The organism is Endozoicomonas sp. 8E, assembly GCF_032883915.1.
In the GTDB taxonomy this organism is placed as follows: domain Bacteria; phylum Pseudomonadota; class Gammaproteobacteria; order Pseudomonadales; family Endozoicomonadaceae; genus Endozoicomonas_A.
Genome location: NZ_CP120717.1, coordinates 4,876,687 through 4,901,152 on the forward strand (window position 1 = coordinate 4,876,687; position 24,466 = coordinate 4,901,152).

The following is a 24,466-nucleotide window of genomic DNA, read 5'->3' on the forward strand; positions in this document are numbered from 1 at the left end:
CTGAATCGGTTCTGGAATTTTTGTGAGAGTTGCTTATGGCAACCACTTAAACAAATCACGAAGGTTGAGTTGAGTTAATTTCATGGTATGAAATTGATCATAACCGTTGATGGTGAAATTCCGGCTATCTTGTTTATTCTTCCTGCCCGGGACGGTTGTTCATTTCCAGCAACTCAATGTTCATTTTCATCCACAGCAGAGTAGCAGCCAGGTTAGCATTGTTATTGCAGCTTCCATCATTGCCGGACAACAAGCCCCGTGTTTCATCAACTACCTGGTCCACCTCTTTTTGTCGTTCTTCAGGGAATTTCTCAAGCAACCGTTTTAGACGCTGCCGCCCCTGGGTCAGATGTGCAAACCTCAGAGGAAACTGACGCAACTGATAAAATTTAAACAAATCCGTTTCCAGCCCAAACATCTCCCAAGTCTGGAGCGCCATAACAATAAGGACGTTCAGGTCATGGGTATCAAATGCAGGTTTATCTGCTGCGTCCGTGTAATACTTAATCTCCCCATTGACTCGCAATCGACCAAGTTGTTCAGTATCCGCTTGATACATTATTTGCAAAAAAAACTTCACCATATTGTCCTTAGCAAGGGGGTCTTTGTCCGCATAATAACCGTTACCAGCCAACATGGGGGATTCCAACAGTGTTTCCTGATCGTGCAACATGAATGACTCACAGCCAAAGCCGGCACCCTGACGTTCAGGCAGGAAGTAAAACCGGGAATCGGTAAAACCATGATATTTTAACGCTAGTGTTAATGCTAAACTGACAAAATGTGCCAAGTTCGAATAAACCTGCTCTTCGTAGTAACGCTTAAAAACACTTAAACTATCAACCACAAAAACACGATAATGCCCTTTAGCATTTTTTCGAACAGAAAAAACGTTAACGTGGCCTGTTTGCTCCTGAAAAATAAAGTTTTTGGTCTCACCTATTGCCATTAATGGCAGCTGGGTTATAAACAGCCCAACCAGTTGGTGAAGACACTGAGGGAAGCCAATATAAGTTTGCATAAGCTTCAGAGTTAACAGGCTGGCAGCACCCAAAATCCTGTCAATTAACAACTCTTTGGGCATTCCTTCAGGTAAAACAAGCCCCGGTAACGCATGTCCGGCAAATAATCTGATTAAATTTTCCGGCAGGTTCTCTAACTTGGGGTATTCAATTAATACGTGTGACATTTCACCTTTTTCCAGCTTACCGGGAAAATGATGCTTAAGTAGACTCAGAATCGCTTTCCAACGGTATTCACCTCTCTCCAGAGAACCCTTTTCTTTCAAAATATCGGGTGATGCCGCATACAAGTTTTCCAATTCTGCATTAAAGTCATCAATATTTTTTTTCTGATCCATTGTTTTCAATGACTTTTTAGCAGCTTTCAATATTTCTTTCAGTTTTTCAAGATGCCTGGCAATACTCTCATCGTTACCGGAAGCTGATGCTGACGCGGCACCAGAGCCTGAGGAACCTGAAGAGCCAGAACTGCCTTGCCCTTTATGACTTTGTTTTTTACTCTGACGCTCTTGTTGCGGCGGTGGAGATTTAGCGTCGGTTTTAGTCTGCTCCTTGTTTTCGTTGCCATAACGGTTTAATTCGAATGGATAGCCAGTAAACGTCGTACCTTTATCCGGCTGCAGTCCTCCCCTTTCATAGACAGGCGAACTGATTATCGAACCTTTTTTACCCTTGTGTAACAGCAACAGCGGAGCAACGTTAGATTTTGGTAGACGAATGGGATCAGGTAAGAAAGAAGAAAGAATTGCATCGACACTGTCGCCGGAAACGAATGAAGAAACATTAGGAACTGAAGCCTGACTATTACCCGACAAAAGCAGGATAGGCACAATAAAAACAAAAGTCATGAGATACCTGAGCTTCAAATAGAGATGAAGAAATCATTCTAGACAAGAAACTCAGATTTACCTGACTCCGGGATATTTATATCGTTCGAGAAATTTGCTCGCGTTAAAAATGAGCACAATTTGAGCATTTACCACAATGCCACAAGTGGAGCTTTAGATTTTAGTCTCAGAGTCAGCCAAAATATGACTTTTGATATTGATTTTCAGTGCTTTTCGGGTGTTTCGAAAGAACTTCGTAAAGGCAGTGATTAATGCCCACCGGGACACCGGTAAGCTTGTCCACAACTCAGTTCAGGTAATGATTTTCGAGGTATTGAGCCACGGCATCATCATTGCATTGGCCAATCACCTGATGATCAGGCAGTTTCGCTTTCAAACGCTCTGTCGCATTCCCCATAACCAGTCCTTTGCCTGCCACCTGTAACATCTCAACGTCGTTCATGCCGTCACCGAACGCCACTGCGTCTTTGGGCTCCAGACCTTTGAGTTTCATGACCTCTTCCAGAGCCGCACCCTTGCTCACCGCTGGCGCCATGATTTCAAGGCAGGTATCCAGAGAGAAAGCCATATTCACCGAATCACCAAAGGCTTTATGGATATCCCGCTCAAGATCAAGCAACTCATCATGCTCTTTAGCTACAAAGAACACTTTGATAATCTTGTCGACAGGAATCGTGTCCAGATCCTGCATGGTGTAGCTAAAGCCTGTGTCCTTATGAAACTTCAACAGGCTTTCATGGTGCTGCTCGACATACCACTTATCTTCGCTGTACACACTCAAAAACACGGTATCATTGTATTGACGGCCAAGCGCAATTAAGGGCTGAATAAACTCGGGATTAAGATCATGACTGACAATCATCTCTCCCCTGGGGTTGTGTGCACGTGCGCCATTAGAAGTAATAGTGAACATATCGATGTCCAGCTGCGCCCTTATCTCTTCAACATCCAGATAATGTCTGCCCGTGGCAAAAACAAAACGGATTCCCTGATTGCTTAAACGACGAATAACTTCTTTTGTGCGTGGTGCCAGCTCGTGCTGGTCATTAAGAAGGGTACCATCAAGGTCTGAGACAACAACGGGATACATGCATACCTCATCAGAGAGTACGTTTTATCTGTATCCTGATGCTACTTCATGACACAGTGATAAACAGACAAAACAGGTGGCTTATCCCCTGTAATTATGCACACTTGTCTCACTTTCTGGCAATAGGCGCATATACGAAAGATAATGAGTTAATTCCCCCTCCTCCCAAACTGCTAAAAGCAGCAGGGTTAGTCTTGAAGGAATAGCAAGAAAAGGAAGCCGCTGGACAGCGGCCCCGATTAGAGAGCATTACTCAAACGTAATCTCACCCTCTGTAAGTATTGCCTTGATGACATCACCGGGAGAGTACTGACCTGACAGTATGGATTCTGCAAGAGGATTTTCGATACTGCGCTGTATGGCGCGTTTCAACGGACGGGCTCCGTACACAGGATCAAAGCCGACTTCAGCCAGTTTTTTCATTGCTTCATCAGAGACTTCCAGAGACAGACTGTTTTCAGCAAGACGCTTGTTCAGTCGGCTTAACTGAATAGCCGCAATGCCTTCTATCTGACTCTCTGTCAAGGGGTGGAAGACCACCAGCTCATCGACACGGTTAACAAATTCAGGCCTGAAGTGAGCTCCCACTACATCTATAAGCGTTGATTTCAATGCTTCAAAATCTTCACCCTGCATGGTCTGAATAACATCAGAACCGAGGTTGGAAGTCATGACAATCACAGTATTTTTGAAGTCTACCGTTCTTCCCTGGCTATCAGTTAAACGACCATCCTCCAATACCTGCAAGAGAATATTGAAAACATCCGGGTGAGCCTTTTCTACTTCATCCATCAATACCACCGAATAGGGTTTACGACGAACAGCCTCTGTCAGATACCCCCCTTGTTCATACCCCACATAGCCGGGAGGTGCTCCCAGCAGGCGGGCAACAGAGTGTTTTTCCATAAATTCGGACATATCGATGCGAACAATAGCGTCTTCTGTATCAAACAGAAATGCCGCCAGCGCCTTACAAAGCTCTGTCTTACCCACACCGGTTGGCCCAAGAAACATGAAAGAGCCATTAGGTCGGTTGGGATCGGCCAGACCTGCTCTTGAACGGCGTACCGCGTTAGAGACAGCGACTACTGCTTCGTCTTGACCAATTACACGACCATGAAGTGCGTCTTCCATCTTCAAGAGCTTTTCACGCTCACCTTCTAACATTTTGGAAACAGGTATACCCGTCCAGCGAGAGACCACTTCGGCAATCTCTTCATCTGTGACCCGGTTGCGAAGCAGCTTGGTTTCTCCACCCGACTTGGCAGCATCTGCTTCAGCCAGCTTCTTTTCCAGCTCGGGAAGCTGGCCATACTGAATCTCTGACATTTTAGCGAGATCACCGGAACGCTGAGCAACTTCCAGGGCAATGAGTAATTGCTCACGCTCTTCCCGTAACTTCTGAGACCCCTGGAGTATGACTTTCTCGGCCATCCAGATGTCTTCAAGGTCTGAGTAGTCTCTCTCAAGGCGGCCCACTTCTGAATCCAGGAGTGCCAGCCTCTCTCTGGATGCGTTGTCGTCTTCCTTTTTAAGTGCTTCCCGTTCGATTTTCAGTTGAATCAGACGACGCTCCAGGCGATCCATTTCTTCCGGCTTGGAATCCATCTCCATACGTATACGACTGGCTGACTCATCAATCAGATCGATGGCCTTATCGGGCAGTTGCCTGTCAGTGATGTAGCGCTGGGAGAGTTTTACGGCAGCGACAATGGCCGGATCGGTAATGTCAACACCGTGGTGGGCCTCATAACGCTCTTTCAGACCACGCAAGATAGCAATAGTGTCTTCTTCTGTAGGCTCATCCACCAGCACTTTTTGGAATCGACGCTCTAGCGCTGCGTCTTTTTCGATATATTGCCGGTATTCATCCAGTGTCGTCGCTCCAACACAATGGAGTTCACCCCGGGCCAGAGCTGGTTTAAGCATATTACCGGCGTCCATGGCACCTTCTGCCTTACCGGCACCTACCATGGTATGGAGCTCATCAATAAACAGGATGATCTGCCCTTCCTGTTTGGACAGCTCATTGAGAACCGACTTCAGGCGCTCCTCAAATTCGCCCCTGAATTTGGCCCCGGCAATCAACGACCCCATATCAAGCGACAAAAGCCTTTTACCCTTGATACCGTCAGGCACTTCACCATTGATAATTCTTTGAGCCAGCCCTTCCACAATGGCGGTTTTACCAATACCGGGCTCGCCAATAATCACCGGATTATTTTTGGTACGGCGCTGCAGCACCTGAACAATGCGTCTTATCTCATCGTCCCGTCCAATGACAGGGTCGAGCTTGCCTGCTTCAGCCCGCTCAGTAAGATCAATGGTGTAGGTGGCCAAAGCATTGCGATTACCTTCAGCATTGGGATCATTGACCGCTTCGCCACCCCTGAGATTGTTGATGGCATTTTCCAGAGCCTGCTGACTCACCCCCTGCCCTTTCAGGACACGGGAAACTGACGAACTCCCGTCCATCATAACCAGAAGGACAGTTTCACTGGAAATAAACTGATCCCCCTTTTTCTGAGCCTGTTTATCGGCCAGATTAAGCAAGCGAATGGTTTCCTGTGACGGTTGAATATCGCCGGTTGGATTATTAATGACTGGAACCTGGTCAAGTAGCTTCTCGAGCTCATCAGCCAGCTGTTGCAAATTAAAGCCCACTTGACTCAAAAGAGGCTTGATAGAACCACCCCGCTGATTAAGCAGCGCCATTAACAGGTGGACTGGTTCTATCTGATTGTGATCCTTACCCAGAGCCAGTGACTGAGCATCTGACAATGCGGACTGCAGCTTACTGGTCAGTCTGTCTGCTCGCATAGTGAGTTCTCCCGTGCTTTATTACTTGCCGATAGGGCTCCTTATGTCATCTATATTGCGGCAGAATCGATCTTTTCAAGAGCTGGCTTTCCTGCCCCCTCGTGAACTAGCTAATATCTTGATGTCTGCTAGATTCAGAGGTTTTGATTTAATCCGGTATAATCTTCAATATTATGAAAAAGTTATGGAACCCACACAATCAAAAGCGTCAGCCAGTCCCATCTAGCCCGTTATATGCAAGGCTTTTTTTGACATTTTCATATATATTCGCCCTTTCTTTTCAGACAATGGCGACCTCCCCCAACCCGGAAGATAGTCTCGTTGTGATCTACAATGCCCGGTCTTTGACCGGCTTTTGTCTTGGCGTTGTAACAGGAGAGAAAGAGGTCACGACTACAGTTCCTTGCGCAAAACACGGTGGATTTGGCAATTACTCCATCTTCATCAGCCCGGAAGACCTCAGTTATTGGGAAGGTGTCAACCAACTTGACTGGCAATCAGGTAGAAGCCAACGGAAACCTATTGAAGAGAAACAGATAGTAACGATCAGTTTAGAAAAGCACCCGGAAAATAAAAGCATTGCCAAAGTTTCCAAACAGGCATCCCCAATCTGGAGGACGCCTCTCTGGAAGTGTCTTGCAATGACCGGAGACTGGACTGATGTTCACTGGCAATGGCAATGGCAAAAGCGTTGGTTAAAACCTAACATCACCAGACAATCCTACGTACTCCCTCTAAACAATCACCTGCCTGCAAGTTTACGGGACTGGTACTTCAATAACATTGTTGCAATATTTGACCAGGATAGCAGCCTGGTAGGCTTTTCCCATTGTCCTGAGGCCGCCTACAGCACTTCTTCAGATGAGTTCAGGGTATACTCGGTTGACTATCGATCAGGAGTACTTAAAAAATATCAAGAACTCTATCGCTGAACCCAAACCGTTGTAGCTGGACGTCGAGACAGGTTGCCATCAGTCTTCAACAGGATCATAACCATTGTCTGTGTTTACAGGCAGCGTGACTGTGACTTTTTCAGTCCCGGGTCTTGAACAGCACAGCAGGAAGTCACCTTCAGGAGGTGCAATGGCAATCTCGCGGTCGTAGTAAGTACGACCTGCTACCAGCCGGGAGGTGCAAGTGTGGCATACACCCATTCGACAGGCGTTTGGCGGTGTCAGCCCGTAAACCTCAGCCAGTTCCAACATCGAAAGATTGGAACCTGCATCCCACTTCGCAACAACCCCATCGGGTAAGAAAGTGACCTCAGCAGTTTCCACTATGGCTGGAGGTGGTGCTCCCGGCTCTGTTCCAAAGCTTTCGGTATAGATCTGATGAGCGTTGGCTTCGAGTGCCAGCAGGGATTCTCGAATATGAGTTTGAAAAGCTTGTGGACCACAGAGAAAATACAGCAATTCACAGGGTGGCATATCGATCCGTTTGTCTCCATCCATGATGTGTAGCCCATCGAGCTTCCCCGCAATGATTTCCTTCGTTACATAACCCTGATAATCGAAACGGCCAGAAGAAATGTCGTTTTCGTTGGGCCGCGAAAAAATATGAATAACGGTAACATCCGGGAGCGCCCCAAGCTGATCCAACTCGTCCCGGTGCGCCTGATGAAGGCCATCCTGAACAGCGTGAAAGAAAAATACGGGTGGGTAGTTTTTGACAGAAGTGTGTGCTTTCAGCATGGCCAGAAGAGGAGTCAACCCAATCCCGCCCGCAAACAAAACGACAGGTTTTGGATTGCCACGTGCAAGGGTAAACTGACCCAGAGGAGAAGACACGCGCAAACTGTCTCCAACCGCCAGAGTCTCGTGCATGTAGGCACTTCCGGGCCCGCTGGGCGATCGTTTAATCGTTATGCGGTAGTGATCAGGGCCATCCTGATAGTCACTAAGGCTCCAGAGTCGGGTGATTTCCCCTTTTGCCAGCGGAATCTTCACGGCCAGAAACTGGCCTGCCAGCGCCCCCGCCAATGGCGCTGTTCCATCCGGAGCTTCAAGCCAGACAGATTTTGTGTCTGCCGTCTCCTGACGAATGCCTTTAACCCTCAATGCCCGAGAGCCTGACCAGCGACCTTTCGATAACTGCGCCCGCTCCCGCTCCGCAGCGATTTTTGACGTCAGGAAAAAAGTAGACATCGGACTCAGGCCTTCAAGTTCTGACATCGCCTGCATCTGATCCAAACTGGCGGTGTCCGCAAAGAGCGCTTTAGATATGTTCAGCACCAGAGTGCGTGGCTCTGATTTGGCTTCGACCTGAACGTGATCACCAGGAATTATGGTGCCTGTTTTAACAACATTCAGGTAAATGCCACTGTGGCCTGAGATGGCAAACTCCGGAATAAAGCTGTCTGGCTGCCCCAACCGCCAGCACACTTTGAAACATGGAATACGAGGTCCGGACACGGAGAGCACCACTTCATCGCCAATGCGCAAGACATCACCTACTGCCAGAGCGACCTCGTCCAGTCCGTCTATGATAAGGTTTTCGGCAAAACGACCCTTCGGCCAATCTTCATCACTACCACCCAGACGATCCTTCCAGTAATCATAAGTGGTTGATGAAACGGCGTAGATGTGATCGTTATGAACAGCCACCTCATTGCCCTTAATACCGCTGGCATGAATCTTTACCGGACCCTGCACTTCAGACTTAAGGTAAGCCGTTGTGACATCGTGGCCACGTATGTTATGACGCTTTGTTTTACCAATGCAGATCGCAGTAAGTTTCATTTTTTAAGCCAGCCCTGCTTCGAAATCTCGTAAGCCATGAATCACTCGAAACAGACATTCGACAACAGATCAGATCAACGGCTTTGGTTTTTGATTAACAACCCATTGATTTTTGCCCTTTCTCAGGCTTTGTCAACAAACCTTCTTCATACTGACACATTGCGCTTTTATCCTGCCATGACAATTTTAAAAAACACCTGTCATGGATTGGATATGGCTATAACAAGAAGACGTTTCTTTCAGGGAGCCGCCCTGGGGATTGCTACATTGCCGTTGCTCAAGACGTTTGCGAGCAGCCACCAACCTTTTCAGCACGGGGTAGCCAGTGGCGATCCTCTGGCTGATAGAGTGATCCTTTGGACCCGGATCACACCCGATGCAGACCCGGACTTTCAACAGGCCATCGTTCCCTATTCCTGGGAAATGGCCCTTGACCCGCAGATGAACCAGCTAGTCCGCTCCGGCGAAGGCGTTACCGGACCAGACGTTGACTATACCGTCAAAGTTGATGCAGACAGCCTGGTCTCGGGCACCGTTTACTACTACCGATTTTTTTCCAATGGAAAACCCTCGCCGGTGGCCAGAACACGGACCTTGCCAGAAGGACACCTGAACAGTCTGCGACTGGCATTCTGCTCCTGCTCCAACTACCCGGCGGGCTTCTTTAACGTCTACCGGGAAATCGCCCGGAGACCTGATTTGGATGCCGTGCTCCATCTTGGAGACTATATCTATGAGTATGGTCCTGGTGGCTATGGGACAAACAATGGCCTTGGCCGGAGCCCAATTCCTGCGAAAGAAATAACGGTACTTCAGGACTACCGACAACGCTACGCCCAGTATCGAGCCGATCCGGATTTGCAGGAGGTTCACCGTCAGCATCCTTTCATCTGCGTCTGGGACGACCATGAATCCGCCAATGACTCATGGAAAGGTGGAGCTCAAAACCATAACCTGGGTGAAGGTGCCTGGGAGTCACGCCGCAACGATTCAATTCAGGCTTACTTTGAGTGGATGCCTATCAGAGAGAGTGGCATTGTTGACCAGTTTGGACAAAGAACCATTTATCGAAGATTCCGCTTTGGAGACCTGATGGATCTCTTTATGCTGGATACCCGACTGACTGGCAGAGACCGGCAGGTTCTGCCATTGAATGCCAAAGCCGCTAAAGATCCGTCAAGAAGCCTGCTGGGAGTGGATCAGGAACAATGGCTGCATAGTGGCTTAAGTCAATCCATGAATGAAGGGGTTCGCTGGCGGGCACTGGGACAGCAAGTCATGATGTCACAGCTCACTATCAATCCGGATCTTCCTATCCTAATGGATCAATGGGATGGTTATCAGGCATCTCGACAGCGTCTGTTTGATCATATTCAAAATCAGGGCATCAATAACTTGATGGTACTGACCGGCGATACTCACAGCTCATGGGCATTTGATCTGGCACCTGAACCACGCTTCCCTCACTACGGACGGATTTCAGGTTTTGGCGCACTGGGTGGAGAATTTGGAACCCCCGCAGTCACATCCGGATTTTCTGAAAAGACGGGTCTTGCCAAAATAGCCTCAGCGGCTCTGGACGGTGCTCTGCCGAACCTTAAATGGACCAACCAGAGCGAGAAAGGCTATGTGTTGCTGGATATCACTCATAGTCGGACGAAAGCCCACTGGTATCATGTAGACACTGTTGCCAGCAGAAACTACAACCACTACCTGAAAAGAGTGTATAAGCAGAATGATGGTGCCAATCATATCCACAGATCCTGGTCAGAAAGCGTTTCCGGAGAGTCACCTGCTCCAGCGCCTGATCTGGCCAATTTATTTGAAGGACTGAGGCAGCGCTATTACAGCTAGCAGCCTGTCGGACTTAAGCGTCCGTAGCGAGGATTGCAAGAAATTGAGGATAAAAATCTCTGTTTCTGAGGAGAATAGCGAGCTATTTGACGAAGAAACAGGGATTTTTAGACCAATTTATTGCAACCGCACGACTTCATGGATGCAGGAGCTAGAGCAACGCAGGAGCAGTTGCCGTGTAGGACAGTCTTAAGTCCGACAGGCTGCTAGTAGTCCATTACAGGAAGAGCTCTTATTGAAGGCTCTTCCTGTTTGTTTATTCAATCCAGACCATTGTGGCTAAACGTCCGGACTGAACGCCATCCCTTCGGTAAGAGAACCAACGGTCATCTTCCTCATAGGTACAGAAATTACCGCCACTGACTTGTGTTACACCCAACTTCTGCAACCGAAGCCTTGCCAGTTCATAGAGATCCCCATACCAGCGATCACTCTGGCCGGGAATAAAAGCCGTTTCCATTTGTGGATCAGAATTCAGGAAAGCGTCGCGAACTTCAGGTCCCACTTCAAAATGAGACTGACTGATAGCGGGACCCAACCAGGCCATCAACTGACCAGGTTCATCGCCCATAGCTTTAACTGTGGCTTCCAGCACGCCTGCCTGAAGCCCTTTCCAACCGGCGTGCGAAACGGCAACACGGGTCCCGGAAGAATTGCAAAAAATAACCGGAAGACAATCCGCAGTTAAGACGGCACAGGGTAACCCCTGCTTATCTGTCCAAACCGCATCACCTTCTCTTTCTATGTTATCCGGCTGGGCCGCTACTACATCAGTACCATGAACCTGTTTGAGCCACTGCGGCCTATGCCGCCAGTGACAATTGTCGCCGAGCAACGCTCTGTTTTTTGCTACCACATCAGGATCATCACCAGACCGCAGCCCCAGATTGAAGCTGCTGAAAGCTCCCTGACTGTAACCGCCGGTTCTGAGAGTAACAAAAGCCCTGACACCCTCCGGCGCAGGCCAGTCCGGGAGCAGGTAACGATCTTCAGACATGTTCAGTTCTCTCTATTGCAACGCCCTGGGAACATAAGTTCACCATTAAAACAGGAAATCCTGCTCAGGACTCTTTAACGTCTTCTTTTAATACTTCCAAAAGCGCTGAAAAGTCATCCGGTAATGGCGCTTCCCACTCCATGTAATCATCCGTCACCGGGTGCATAAGACCCAGCTTTCTGGCATGAAGCGCCTGATGTTTGAAGCCCCTCAGAGTCTCTTCCAGAATAGGAGAACATCCCTTGGGAATTCTCAAACGGCCAGCATACAGATCATCTCCTACCAGCGGGAAGCGAATATAACTCATATGCACTCTGATCTGGTGAGTTCTGCCTGATTCCAGTTTACAGCGGACATGAGTATGAGCATTAAACTTCTCCAGGACCCGGTAATGAGTTACAGAGGCTTTGCCACCAGGCACCACCGCCATACGAAGACGATGAGTCGGGTGACGGGCAATGGGCTCATTAACCGTTCCGCCTGCCGTCATAACACCCTGAGTCACAGCTTCATACTCTCGACTGACACTTCGGTCCTGAAGCTGAGCCACCAGATCGGTATGACTGGCCAGAGTTTTGGCTACCACCATCAGTCCTGAAGTATCTTTATCCAGACGGTGCACGATTCCGGCCCTGGGCACAGAGGCTATCTCCGGATAGTGAAATAACAAGCCATTCAACAAGGTACCTGAGTAGTTTCCTGCCGCAGGATGAACGACCAGTCCCACCGGTTTATTGATGACCAGGATGGCATCATCTTCGTAAATGATATTCAATGGAATATCTTCAGGTTCCCAACGTTCTTCATTATCGACTTCAACGCTGAGAGTCAGCTTCTCGCCACCGACCAGCTTGTCTTTAGGCTTTTTCTTCTGGCCATCCACGCGCAGATCGCCATTCTTGATCCACTCCTGAAGGCGTGCTCTGGAAAAGTCCGGAAAGCAGCTGGCTGCAACCTGGTCCAGTCTCTTGCTCCCCTGTTCATCAGGTACGATGACCTGCTGATTGATCTGCTCACTCATTAACCACTTCTCAAGTAACAGGAGCCCCAGGAGGCTGACCGAGAATAGACTGCCGTACTTGCTACTGGCGTTATTCTCGGTCAGCCTCCTGGCGGGCATTATTCCCGACCCTGCTCCCGGACAAAAAATCTTAGCCGCCGAAGGTCAGATGCTGCACCGGAACGCGTTAATAAAAGTGTCCAACCTCCCGAAAGCAGCTGAATGATTATTAATAGACCCGGTTTCTTTTCGTTTTACAGCGGACTGTGTTTAAATTAGTTGATCAAAGGCGGGTAGTTTATCACATCATTAGGTCTGGCTGGGCTATGCTCAAAACTTTATCAGCCTGCCTCCCTGTTATAAGTTCAGGGGAGGCCTGTAACACCCTATTTCCTCACAATCATGCCGGAGTACGGAAACTGTAAATACCATGACAATACTCAAAACCACATATTCGCGCCTGATATTTCTGTTCCTTGCTGCGGTGGTTCTGGCAGGATGCTCATCAAGCCCCGAAAAAAAGACGCTTCCGGAATCCCTGACTGAGGCCGAACTCTACCAGATGGCCAACCAGTCCCTGAATAATCAGAGTTATACAAAGGCTGTGGAGTATCTGCGTACACTGGAGTCACGCTACCCCTTCGGCTCTTTTGCAGAACAGGCACAGCTGGACCTGGTTTATGCCTATTTCATGAATGTAGAGCCTGAAGCCGCCAGAGCTGCAGCGGATCGTTTCCTTCGCCTGCACCCACAGCACCCCAATGCAGACTATGCCTATTATATGAAAGGCTTGGCCTCCAATACGGCCTCCATGGGTCTCATTGAGCGCTACCTGCCATTGGACAACACAAAGCGTGATCCTGGTCAGGCTCGCCAATCCTTTAATGAGTTTCGTGAATTGCTGACGCGCTACCCGGACAGCAAATACGCACCAGATGCCCGTCAGCGGATGGTAGCCCTGAGAAATCGCCTGGCTGACTATGAGATTCATGCAGCCAATTACTACATGAAACGCAAAGCCTATGTAGCGGCTGTGAACCGTGGCAAGTATGTTGTTGAAAATATGCAGAAGACCCCGGCGGTAGAACCTGCACTGGGTATCATGGTGGAAGGTTATCAGCGACTGGGCCTGATAGAGCCCGCGAATGAAACCCTTGAGGTGTTAAAACTGAATTTCCCTAATTCAAATCTCCTTAATGAGCAGGGCGAATTCATCGGCTATCAGTCCTTCGGAGATGTCGATCCCTCACTGCTTTACACCGTGACCTTCGGCCTGTTGGGTGATTCAGGTATTGAAAAGCAGAAAGCGCAGACCCCGGTTGCTCCCCAACCTCCCAAGGACAAACAGTAATTCCCTGTGGCTTCCAGCAGGAAGTCACTCCACCTTCTGGTTTAGTAATTCAATGCCAACGACTGTGAAGTGCCCGAAATGCGGCAAAGAAGTAGAATGGAAGAAAGAAAACAGGTTTCGACCCTTTTGCTCCCAACGATGCAAGCTGATTGATCTTGGAGCCTGGGCGAATGAAGAGCGTTCGATACCCGGAAACCCGGCTTTCGATGATCTGATGTCCAGCGACATTGATGACCATTTAAAGCACTGAAAAGCTCCCACCAGCTCCTGATTTCACAGGCCAGGGTCTCTGGTTCAACAGGGCTTTTGCCTGAGAACGTTTGAACTTGAGGACTTCATACATTGCCTCACGAAGCACTGGCTGATGCATATGTTCAGCCAGCTCGCTCAACTGCTGATCAGACAGCCTGGTAATTCTCTCCAAAGCTAACTTTATCGATCTTCCCACTTGCTCTGGCGGCATCTGCTCAACCATTGTCAATACTGTCTTCTTACCTCGATACTGAAACCTGTGTAATTTTGAAGGACGTAAAAGTTTCTGGCTAAATTCATCAATGGAACAGTTCCTGGGGAGGGAAAATCGATTATAAAAAGACATACCAAAATCAATACTGACTAACTTGCCAGTCAGTAGCTCGTCATCTTCGGCATGCTTGAAGAGGTAATTATCAAGTTTCAGATAGTCCTGATCGCCCAGAAGAAAACGCCTCATGACAAGATTGGTAACCGGATTATGATCATCAGTAAACTGACAAATAGAAGGGAATAATGTTTGTTGAAAGAACGTATTGCCTGGGTAGAAGCCTTTCAGGTCTTTAGATGCTACGCAGTGATCCTGATTTTTTTCATCCAGACTGTAGCGATGAATATACTCTTGCCCGTAACCCATCGCTTGCTTGTAGGCTTCGGCAGCAAGGCACTCCCTTTGGGCCAACACTTGTCGATCATTATAAAAATGGGCTTTGTAAGATTTTCCAGTGATCAGGTAGATCACTTTTTGCAGCAGCCGCTTAAACTTCTCAGCACCCGATTCATACCCGATTGTTTTGACATGCCAGAACTCTTCCTTTTTTCCAGCTTTAAGAGAATCTGACTCCCTCACGGCACCTCTCGAATCTGTTTTGATCCGCATCAACCGGTGATCAACAACTCCCCGGTGAACCTGTCCGGGAAGCTCCTCCCAATATTCACCGAAGGGCTTGTCATTGATGGATGGAAGAATATTTCTGCCAGCCTGCCCGGTCTCTTCGAAATAAGCAACTGCCCGATCCTGAATAGGACGCTGACCCAGCATTGAGGCCTTCTGATCCAGCCCTTCGGTAGCAGACAGATTTCCCAGTGAATCTATTGATCTACCCAGTGAGTCCTGGCCAGAAGTTGATGAGGATTGGAATCTTGAATCAGCGGGCAAAACTGATGTTGATTTGTTGCCACCAGGTCCGATACTAGGGTGAGACATTTGCTTCCCTGCAAGAAGTCTTTCATCTTAAATTAAGACTAGTACACGACCTCAATAAGTTTGCGACCAGAAAGCACCTATGGCAGCCAGTCCTTGGGCTCCCCGCTCTATCAACTGCTCCTGATCAGCAAGCTGCATCCCCCCCAACCAGAACACGGGCAATGGACAACGCTCTGTCAACTCTGCCGCTTTTTCCATTCCTAAGGTTTCACAGCCTGGATGCGTCTCTGTCGACATAACCGGAGAAAGTGTTACAAAATCGACACCCAATGATACCGCCCGGTCAATTTGTTCCTGATTATGACAGGAAGCTGCCAGCCACTGACCAGAACGACAAGCACTTCGCCACTCAACACCCTCCTGCTGAAGCTGTTTCGAGGTAAGATGGATACCGTCACACCAACCATTGGCCAGTAGTTCAGGCTCACCTTTAAGAAGCAAACTGGCTCCGGTTTCCCGACAAAGGTGATGCAGCTCTCTGGCTAAATGCTGATAGGTTGCTCTATCCAGCCATGGAGCCCGAAACTGTATCAGCTCTACTCCCTCCTCAATCTGATAACTCACTTTTTCCAGAAGTTCAGCAGCCACTTCAAACTTTCCGGTAATCATATAGCGATTTGGCAACAGAGCTGCCGAAACGATGGGAGTATTAGCCGGAGGAAAGTTCAGCCCGGGTAACTCTTTCAGATCGACCCATCGGATCTCCTGACCCTCATTACCACGCGGCTGGCCCCTGATATCGTTCGCCCACCAGGTATCGAGATAGACAGATCTGTCCGGGTAATCGTGCCGAATCGAAATCAACTTTCGAAACTGATCTGCCTCAACATTCAGTTCCTCCTTAAGTTCACGATTCAAGGCTGTCGTCACAAACTCTCCCTTTTCCACTTTCCCACCCGGAAACTCCCAGTAGCCACCCATGTGCTTATCATTCGGTCGCCGCGCTATAAGAATTCGTCCATCATCCCCGCGAATAACTGCCACCGCAACATGCACCACCTTCCTGGCACCCGCCTGATTTTCTGAAGACATCAGCTACTGCCCTGTTTTCAAGTTCGATACTCAGCATTGATTCGAACATACTCATGGGAAAGATCGGTAGTCCAGAGTGTTTCCGTGATATCACCTGCCCCCAGCTGAACACGGATCAGTATCTCTTCCTGATTCATTATACGCTCACCTTCCGCTTCGGTGTACGAGCGGGCAACACCCCCACCTTCCACAATGCAAACATCGTCTAGCCAGATTGAAACTTTATCAATCTTTAGCTCATCGATCTCAGCTCTTCCCACCGCAGCAAGAATCCTGCCCCAGTTCGGATCACAGGCAAATAAAGCAGTCTTGACGAGTGGAGAATGGGCAATGGTATAAGCAACTTCAAGGGCATCCACGACACTGCTCGCCTGTTCGACCTGAATGGTTACAAACTTGGTAGCACCTTCTCCATCTCTGACAATGGCCTGTGCGAGAGTCATAGCCACCTCTTCAACAGCCTCTTTCAGAGCGTGATACAAAGGCTCCTGAGACTGCATTATGGATTCATTCCCAGCCTTACCCGTGGCTACCAGCATGCAACAATCGTTGGTAGAGGTATCACCATCTACCGAAATCCTATTGAACGACAAATTAACAGCATCAGATAGAAGCTTTTGTAAAAGAGCCTCATCTACTGAGACATCTGTGGCCATAAAAGCCAGCATGGTAGCCATATTCGGCTTGATCATGCCCGAGCCTTTGCTGATTCCCGTCACCGTGTACTGTTTACCGTCAACTTCAAACTGTCGGCTGGCACCTTTAGGGCGGGTATCGGTCGTCAGGATACCTTCTCCTGCCCTGTGCCAGCCATCTTCACTCAAATCCGAGAAAGCAGTGGGCAGGCCAGAAACAATTTTGCCAACAGGGAGAGGCTCGCCAATCACACCGGTTGAAAAAGGCAGCACCTGATCTTCCTGCACCCTGGCATATTCAGCCAGTGCACGACAGACCTCAGTGGCATCGGCCATTCCCTGCTCACCGGTACCCGCATTAGCATTGCCAGTATTAATAACAAAATACTCAGGCAAACGGTTAACGCGATGCTTGGCCAGATGGACCGGAGCAGCACAAAAACGGTTCAGAGTGAAAACACCGGCAACAGAAGCACCCTGATCCCAGTTCATAATCACAAGATCCTTACGACCCTGCTTCCTGATACCAGCCTCTGCTGTCCCCAGACGAAAGCCTTTCACTGGATGCATGTCCGGCCAGCTTCCTGATCCTACTGCCATGGTTTCTCCATCTCCTCTTTTTTCATTCCAATTCACTGCCCAGACTATCTCTTCAACCCGGCAACACCCTCGGTGCTGAATAATCACGATAACTGACACAGAGAATCAGGCCAGAGAGCATTAATTCAACTGGCCCTATGCGAAATACTGTTATAGCTAACCATTCGCATTTTGTTATTAATTATCCAACGATTTTTTCAAATATCTCAAAATAGGTCGGGAAGGTTTTTGAGGTGCAACCAGGATCATTGATGGTAATTTCGCTGCCACCGAATGCCGCCAGGGAAAAGCACATGGCCATTCTGTGATCATCATAGGTATCTATGGCTGCAGAGTGAATCTGCTCAGGTGGATTAATCACAATATAATCTTCACCTTCTTCTACTTCAGCTCCCACTTTACGAAGCTCGGTTGCCATCGCTGAAAGCCGGTCAGTCTCTTTGACCCGCCAGTTGTAAATATTTCGAATAGCCGTCTGGCCCCTGGCAAACAGAGCAGTAGTAGCAATGGTCATGGCTGCATCAGGGATATGGTTCAGATCAATATCCACACCCTTAAGTTCACCTTTTTCTACCTCAATCCAGTTGTCACTCCAAGTGACTTTAGCGCCCATTTGCTCGAGTACTTCAGCAAACCGGGCATCGCCCTGCACACTGGCATTACCGGTTCCATGAACCTTCAGCTTACCTCCGATTGCCGCAGCTGCCAGGAAGTAAGAAGCCGAGGAAGCATCTCCTTCTACCATAATTTCACCCGGGGATTGGTAGGCCTGCCCCCCTTCTACGACAAAGTTCTGGTATTCATTATTCTGAACATTAACGCCAAAGCGCTCCATAACGGAGAGAGTGATATCGATATAGGGTTTGGAAACCAGTTCACCTTCAATCGTGATGACCGTTTTATCTGATGCTAATGGTGCTGCCATGAGCATTGCTGTCAGGAACTGACTGGAGATATCTCCCCTGATGCTGACTTCTCCTCCCTTCAGACCCGAGCCCAGGATTTTCAAAGGTGGAAAGTTTTTCTCACCCAGGTACTCGATGTTTGCACCGGCCTGCTCAAGACAGGAAGTCAGATCGCCGATAGGTCGCTCATACATTCGGGGTTCACCCGTCAGAGTGTATTGTCCTTCCCCCAGACACAAGGCTGCCGTCAATGGCCTCATGGCAGTGCCGGCATTTCCCAAAAACAGAGTCAGGCTTTCATCAGAACCGAGCGGGCCAGCCAGTCCGATGACTTTACAAACTGTATTATTATCTGACAGTTGATACTGAACACCCAGCGCTTTCAGAGCCTTCAGCATATAGCGAACGTCATCGCTATCCAGAAGATTGGTGATGGTCGTTGTACCTTCTGCCATTGCAGCAAGCAGTAAGATACGGTTGGACAGGCTTTTTGAGCCAGGAATAGAAACTTCCCCTTGCACGCGGGAGATGGGCTTTAAAACAAGTTGCTCCATTGGACTTCTTAACTGGCCGAATGATAGTGAACATTGATTATACCCCAATGCCTCAATAAATCAGCCGGTTTAAAACAGCCCATAAAAGAAAACAGGCCGCAAAGCGGCCTGTTTTCTTTAAAATAACGGGTCAATATCAGACAATTTTACCGTGACACTGTTTATACTTCTTGCCGGAGCCACAGGGACAGGGTTCATTTCGGCCGACTTTGCGACTTTCTCGAACGAAAGGTTCGGTTACACCTTCTGGCAGTTCACCTTCTTTTCCTGAATCATCTTCCATAACATGCGCCTGTTCATGCTGAAACTGCATACGACGAATCAGTTCCTGACGACGCTGCTCTTCCATTTCCTCGGTTTTGTCATCCTGCTGAACCTGAACATGAGAGAGGATACGAATGGTGTCCGTTTTGATATCTTCCAGCATGGCCTGGAACAACTCAAAGGCTTCACGTTTGTATTCCTGCTTGGGGTTCTTCTGGGCATAACCTCTTAAGTGGATGCCCTGACGCAGGTGATCCATGGTCGCAAGGTGTTCTTTCCACTTGTCATCCAGTACACGCAACAGGATATGCTTCTCGAAGTTCCTCAGGGACTCACCACCCGCCAGCTCTTCTTTCTGCTTGTAGCTGGAGATGACCTCAGCCAGAATCTTCTCTCTCAGACCTTCTTCTTCCAGCTTGTCATCTTCGTCCAGCCACTTCTGGATCGGCAAATGGATAGCCAGTTCAGCCCCAAGCTTCTGTTCAAGCCCTTTCACATCCCACTGCTCTTCAAGACTCTCGCGTGGGATGTGCTGGGAAATGACATCGTTGACCACTTCGGATCTCATGCTATCAATGCTGGATTGCACGTTTTCAGAATTCAGAAGCTCGTCGCGCTGTTTGTAGACCACCCTGCGCTGATCATTGGCGACGTCATCATATTCCAGCAGCTGCTTTCGAATATCGAAGTTACGACCCTCAACCTTGCGCTGGGCTTTTTCAATCGCATTGGTCACCATTCGGTGCTCGATAGCCTCACCTTTTTCCATACCCAGTGCTTTCATAAAGTTCTTCACCCGGTCAGAGGCAAAGATACGCATCAGGTTATCTTCCAGAGACAGGTAAAAACGTGAAGAACCCGGGTCCCCCTGACGACCGGATCGGCCACGCAGCTGGTTATCGATACGGCGGGATTCATGACGCTCAGTACCGATAATATGCAAACCACCGGCTTCCAGAACTGCTGTGTGGCGCTTCCGCCATTCAGACTTGATCTGGTCTTCCTGCTGCTGATCTGGATTTTTAACCGCGGAGAGCTCGGCTTCCCAGCTACCACCCAGGGTAATATCAGTACCACGACCCGCCATGTTGGTAGCAATGGTAATAGCACCGGGACGCCCCGCCTGGGCAATGATCTCAGCCTCTTTCTCGTGGAATTTGGCGTTAAGAACATTGTGAGGGATCTTGGCCTTATTCAAGGCATTGGACAAGAGTTCAGAAGCGTCAATAGATGCAGTACCCACCAGAACAGGACGCCCCTGCTGAACGGTTTCCTTGATATCAGCAATGATCGCTTCGTACTTTTCTTCGATGGTCAGATAAACCAGATCGTTACCATCTTTACGTACCATTGGTTTATGGGTCGGGACAACAATAACGTCCAGACCATAAATCTGACGAAGCTCGAAAGCTTCTGTATCCGCTGTACCGGTCATACCAGAAAGCTTTTCGTAGAGTCGGAAGTAGTTCTGGAACGTTGTCGAGGCCAGGGTCTGACTCTCAGCCTGAATATTCAGTCCTTCCTTAGCCTCCAGTGCCTGGTGCAGACCTTCAGAGAGACGACGGCCCGGCATGGTTCTTCCCGTGTGCTCATCAACCAGCAGCACTTCGCCATCGGCGACAATATACTCAACATTACGCATGAACAGGACATGCGCTTTCAATGCTGCATTCACATGATGAAGCATATTCAGGTTATGGGCAGAATAGAGACTCTCTCCTTCAGGCAGTAGTCCCAGCTTCTGCAATTGCTCTTCGATAAACAAATGGCCGATCTCGGTCAGCTCAACCTGACGGGTCTTTTCATCCAGCAGGTAATGACCGGTTGGCTCCTCACCTTCTTCAAGCTCTTCTTCCTGTTTTTTCAGCTGAGGAGCCAGTTTGTTCATCTGTTTGTAAAGTTCAGAGGAATCTTCCGCCGGACCGGAAATAATGAGTGGCGTTCGAGCTTCATCAATCAGGATGGAGTCCACTTCGTCGACAACAGCATAGTGCAATTCACGCTGAAACTTATCTTCCTTGCGAAACGCCATATTGTCACGAAGATAATCGAAGCCAAACTCATTGTTGGTCCCGTAGGTAATGTCAGCTTGATAAGCAGCCCTTTTCTCTTCAGGAGACTGCTGGGGAACGACTACTCCGACTGTCAGGCCAAGAAACTCATAAAGAGCACTCATCCACTGGGCGTCACGACGAGCAAGATAGTCATTGACGGTAACAACATGAACACCCTTACCTGTGATGGCATTCAGGTACACAGGCAGTGTCGCCATCAATGTCTTACCTTCACCGGTTCTCATCTCGGCGATGCGACCTTCGTGAAGAGTGATGCCACCGATCAGCTGAACATCAAAATGTCTCATGCCCATGCTGCGTTTACTACCCTCTCTGACGACAGCAAAGGCCTCGGGCAGCAAGGCATCAAGATTTTCGCCTTGCTGATAGCGATCCTTGAGGGACTGAGTCCGTCCCCTAAGCTCTTCATCATTGAGACCAGATAGTTGATCTTCCAGAGCATTGATCTGTTTGACCAGCTTGCCCATACGTTTCAGCTGGCGATCATTCCGGCTGCCGATAATTTTTTTGACTAACGAAGCTAACATAGATTGGTTACAGTCTCACTCTGATTCCGGGGCTGCCTCTCTCTTGCCGACAATCCCGGGTGGGCAGACAAGCTTAAGAACAGCCAAATATTCTATGACAATCACACAAAAGTCTCATCCATATTAGCTATAAATCTGGCTCTTAATGCTTTATAAGCCATAAACGTAAAGCTTAAGATGGTTTTTTATTGACTGACGTCAACGCCAGACGTTTCCAACAACCTGGATTAAAAGCAGAAAAACCCAAACCTTACAGACATTTATACTCATCAGTAAAGGATATAGGGACTGGAAAGAAGTCTTTCAAGGGAAGAGCGCTACTTTTTCGCTGACAACTCACAAGATATGCACTGAATAATCAGACAATGTGATTCATTGAATAAACAAGTCATGAAAAAGGATCGGAAATGCCAGCAATATGAGGAGCGCTTTATTCTTATCAGGAAAAGCTACTTGCTGGCCCGATAAATGTAGCGCTGAGGATCCACATGCTTACCATTGCGAATCACTTCAAAGTGAACATGCGGCCCTGTTGAACGACCTGAGCTTCCTACTTTAGCAATAACCTGACCACGAGTTACGATGTCGCCCACCTTGACTTTGTTGGAATGATTGTGGGCATATCGTGTCACATAGCCATTACCATGATTAACCTCAACCATGAGCCCATAGCCAGAGCGATCACCTGACCAGGTCACGACACCAGCAGCCACAGCAATAATGTCAGAACCATTGACAGCGGCCATATCAATACCTGAATGCCAGGATAACTTTCCGGTAAAAGGATCTGCTCTCTGACCAAAACGAGAAGAAAGCCAACCTTTCTTGACAGGAAGCCCTGCCACAAAGACATCATTGCTCATGGTCCTGTTAGAGACCAGGCTGGTCAGAATATCAAACTGCTGTTCTCTGCTATCTATCTGCTCAGAAAGTTGATCGATAGCATCAATAAGTGGGGGCTTTGAATAGATAGATTCATTGGAAGGCAGCGCTTCCGGGCCGCCAATAGCCGGCACTTCATCGAAGAAAAACTCGCCATCATCCAGTTTCGCGGCTATAGTAAGTCTCTCGCCAACAGCATCCAGTCGGGTAATTCGTCCCTGCAACTCTGCCAGACGAATGGTCAGGGCATCTATTTGACGCTCTGCAGCAAGACGAACACTTTCAACTTCTTTCCTCTGTCCGCTGAGTACTGACCGCCATTCTTGCAGACCTTCTTCAGTCAGGACAACGCCAGATTTCGAATTGAGGAAAAGATAGGCAATACCTCCACCCAGCATCATGCAGAGAGAAACCGTCGAAAAAACAGCCAGTGCCAGCCGCTTGCCTGTGACTCTGAACGATTGTGTTCGAGAGTGATCTTGCTTTACAACGATGACTTTCATTCTAGGAAGCCCTGTACTCCCAATGATTAAACCTTATTAACTCATTATTATGGAAATCACTGCTCATCACCCGGGCTTCAATGCAAAAGGCGACAGAGCGTCATATCCATAAGCTGTCTTGAGACAGGATAGCGCTATTCAGTCATGGAGAATTGACACAGCCATGTCAGTAATATTTGACCCTGGCAGAAAAGTCACTTTACTGTCGTTCTCCTACATTCTTGTTTTTTTCACTCTTGATGATTTTCAGATTCAGGTAAATCTTCAGAAACCAGGTGCCTCATTTAACCAGCATAGATCTCAAAAAAGGTCGCTTCTGCGACCTTTAATGAAAAGTGATCATATGAGTTAAGCAGTGACCGCAGCCGGCTTAAGGTAAGAAATCGGTGCCACTTCAGTATCCTCAAATGTCACCACTTCCCAAGCTTTTTCATTCTCCAGCAGAGAACGAACCAGCTTGTTATTCAATTCATGTCCGGACTTGTAGCCAACGAACTGGCCAACCAGACTATTACCTAATAAATACAGGTCACCGATGGCGTCCAGAATCTTGTGTTTAACCAGCTCATCATGGTAGCGCAAACCGTCTTCGTTCAGAATACGGTAGTCATCAACCACTACAACGTTGTCAACACTGCCACCCAAAGCGAGATTCTGTGAACGCAGATACTCAACGTCACGCATGAATCCGAAGGTACGGGCACGGCTGACTTCTTTTACGAAAGAAGTACTGGAAAAATCAATCTCAGAGGTCTGTGAACGACCTTTGAAAACAGGGTGATCAAAATAGATAGTGAAGCTGACTTTGAAGCCGTCATAAGGCTTGAAAGTAGCTGTTTTCTCGCCATCAGTGACGGTCACCTCTTTCTTGATACGGATAAATTTCTTAGCCGCCTCCTGCTCCTGAATACCAGCAGACTGGATCAGAAAAACAAAAGGTCCCGCACTACCGTCCATGATTGGAACCTCATGGGCGCTCACTTCGACATAGGCATTGTCGATACCCAGACCAGCCATTGCCGAAAGCAGATGTTCAACGGTATCTACCCGAACACCATCTTTCTGCAAAGAGGTACAAAGGGTAGTTTCTCCGACATTTTCTGCACGAGCAGCAATTTCCACCACAGGATCAAGATCCGTGCGACAGAAGATAATGCCGGTATCGACGGGAGCCGGCTTAAGAGTCAAATAGACTTTTTCACCGGAATGTAACCCCACTCCCGTAGCTCGAATAATATTTTTCAGGGTACGCTGTCTGATCATGATAACGCTATTCCGCGACCTCAAAGGCCCCTGTTATTTGAATGCAA

The 24,466-nt window shown here is 48.3% G+C and carries 17 protein-coding genes; 4 read left to right on the forward strand and 13 right to left on the reverse strand.

The features are described from left to right. Positions 1-133: 133 nt before the first annotated feature. The 3 genes from P6910_RS16485 to clpB form a co-directional block, all read right to left on the reverse strand. A complete protein-coding gene (locus tag P6910_RS16485; RefSeq protein WP_317142365.1) occupies positions 134-1,870 on the reverse strand; it encodes a hypothetical protein in 1,737 nt (578 codons plus the stop codon). A 286-nt stretch (positions 1,871-2,156) separates the two neighbouring features. Continuing rightward, on the reverse strand, positions 2,157-2,960 hold the full coding sequence (locus P6910_RS16490) for a Cof-type HAD-IIB family hydrolase (RefSeq protein ID WP_317142366.1): 804 nt from the start codon (positions 2,958-2,960) through the stop codon (positions 2,157-2,159). A 249-nt stretch (positions 2,961-3,209) separates the two neighbouring features. Further along, the gene (clpB, locus tag P6910_RS16495; RefSeq protein WP_317142367.1) at positions 3,210-5,780 is read right to left on the reverse strand and encodes an ATP-dependent chaperone ClpB; all 2,571 of its coding nucleotides are present in this window, start codon (positions 5,778-5,780) and stop codon (positions 3,210-3,212) included. Between the two features lie 248 nt (positions 5,781-6,028). Between clpB and P6910_RS16500 the strand changes: the two genes are divergently transcribed. Beyond that, positions 6,029-6,712: a hypothetical protein gene (locus P6910_RS16500; RefSeq protein ID WP_317142368.1), complete on the forward strand. Its 684-nt coding sequence runs from the start codon at positions 6,029-6,031 to the stop codon at positions 6,710-6,712. Between the two features lie 39 nt (positions 6,713-6,751). On the opposite strand, the gene P6910_RS16505 is transcribed toward P6910_RS16500, so the two are convergent. Then, positions 6,752-8,518, reverse strand: coding sequence for an MOSC domain-containing protein (locus tag P6910_RS16505; RefSeq protein WP_317142369.1), 1,767 nt, complete (start codon positions 8,516-8,518; stop codon positions 6,752-6,754). 213 nt (positions 8,519-8,731) lie between these two features. On the opposite strand from P6910_RS16505, the gene P6910_RS16510 reads away from it, so the two are divergent. Then, positions 8,732-10,372, forward strand: coding sequence for an alkaline phosphatase D family protein (locus P6910_RS16510; protein ID WP_317142370.1), 1,641 nt, complete (start codon positions 8,732-8,734; stop codon positions 10,370-10,372). A 256-nt stretch (positions 10,373-10,628) separates the two neighbouring features. On the opposite strand, the gene pgeF is transcribed toward P6910_RS16510, so the two are convergent. Together pgeF and rluD are read right to left on the reverse strand one after the other, a co-directional pair. Further along, positions 10,629-11,369: a peptidoglycan editing factor PgeF gene (gene pgeF / locus P6910_RS16515; protein ID WP_317142371.1), complete on the reverse strand. Its 741-nt coding sequence runs from the start codon at positions 11,367-11,369 to the stop codon at positions 10,629-10,631. A gap of 64 nt (positions 11,370-11,433) precedes the next feature. Continuing rightward, the gene (rluD, locus tag P6910_RS16520) at positions 11,434-12,390 is read right to left on the reverse strand and encodes a 23S rRNA pseudouridine(1911/1915/1917) synthase RluD (protein ID WP_317146565.1); all 957 of its coding nucleotides are present in this window, start codon (positions 12,388-12,390) and stop codon (positions 11,434-11,436) included. Between the two features lie 409 nt (positions 12,391-12,799). On the opposite strand from rluD, the gene P6910_RS16525 reads away from it, so the two are divergent. Together P6910_RS16525 and yacG are read left to right on the forward strand one after the other, a co-directional pair. Then, positions 12,800-13,720, forward strand: a complete 921-nt coding sequence (locus P6910_RS16525; RefSeq protein ID WP_317142372.1) for an outer membrane protein assembly factor BamD — start codon at positions 12,800-12,802, stop codon at positions 13,718-13,720. Positions 13,721-13,772: 52 nt separating this feature from the next. Then, the gene (yacG, locus tag P6910_RS16530) at positions 13,773-13,970 is read left to right on the forward strand and encodes a DNA gyrase inhibitor YacG (protein ID WP_317142373.1); all 198 of its coding nucleotides are present in this window, start codon (positions 13,773-13,775) and stop codon (positions 13,968-13,970) included. Here yacG and P6910_RS16535 read toward each other — a convergent pair. The 7 genes from P6910_RS16535 to lpxC all read right to left on the reverse strand — a co-directional run bounded on the left by P6910_RS16535 (position 13,959) and on the right by lpxC (position 24,419). Next, complete coding sequence (locus P6910_RS16535; RefSeq protein ID WP_317142374.1) at positions 13,959-15,179, reverse strand: hypothetical protein; 1,221 nt, start codon at positions 15,177-15,179, stop codon at positions 13,959-13,961. The two genes, yacG and P6910_RS16535, sit on opposite strands and share 12 nt — an antisense overlap. A 51-nt stretch (positions 15,180-15,230) precedes the next feature. Beyond that, positions 15,231-16,211: a Nudix family hydrolase gene (locus P6910_RS16540; protein WP_317142375.1), complete on the reverse strand. Its 981-nt coding sequence runs from the start codon at positions 16,209-16,211 to the stop codon at positions 15,231-15,233. A 17-nt stretch (positions 16,212-16,228) separates the two neighbouring features. Continuing rightward, entirely contained in the window at positions 16,229-17,446 is a 1,218-nt protein-coding gene (gene argJ, locus P6910_RS16545) for a bifunctional glutamate N-acetyltransferase/amino-acid acetyltransferase ArgJ (protein WP_317142376.1), read from the reverse strand. 181 nt (positions 17,447-17,627) lie between these two features. After that, positions 17,628-18,905: a 3-phosphoshikimate 1-carboxyvinyltransferase gene (gene aroA / locus P6910_RS16550; RefSeq protein ID WP_317142377.1), complete on the reverse strand. Its 1,278-nt coding sequence runs from the start codon at positions 18,903-18,905 to the stop codon at positions 17,628-17,630. A gap of 136 nt (positions 18,906-19,041) precedes the next feature. After that, positions 19,042-21,771, reverse strand: a complete 2,730-nt coding sequence (gene secA, locus P6910_RS16555; protein ID WP_317142378.1) for a preprotein translocase subunit SecA — start codon at positions 21,769-21,771, stop codon at positions 19,042-19,044. Positions 21,772-22,220: 449 nt separating this feature from the next. Next, the gene (locus P6910_RS16560) at positions 22,221-23,156 is read right to left on the reverse strand and encodes a M23 family metallopeptidase (protein ID WP_317142379.1); all 936 of its coding nucleotides are present in this window, start codon (positions 23,154-23,156) and stop codon (positions 22,221-22,223) included. 348 nt (positions 23,157-23,504) lie between these two features. Continuing rightward, positions 23,505-24,419: a UDP-3-O-acyl-N-acetylglucosamine deacetylase gene (gene lpxC / locus P6910_RS16565; protein WP_317142380.1), complete on the reverse strand. Its 915-nt coding sequence runs from the start codon at positions 24,417-24,419 to the stop codon at positions 23,505-23,507. Positions 24,420-24,466: the final 47 nt, after the last annotated feature.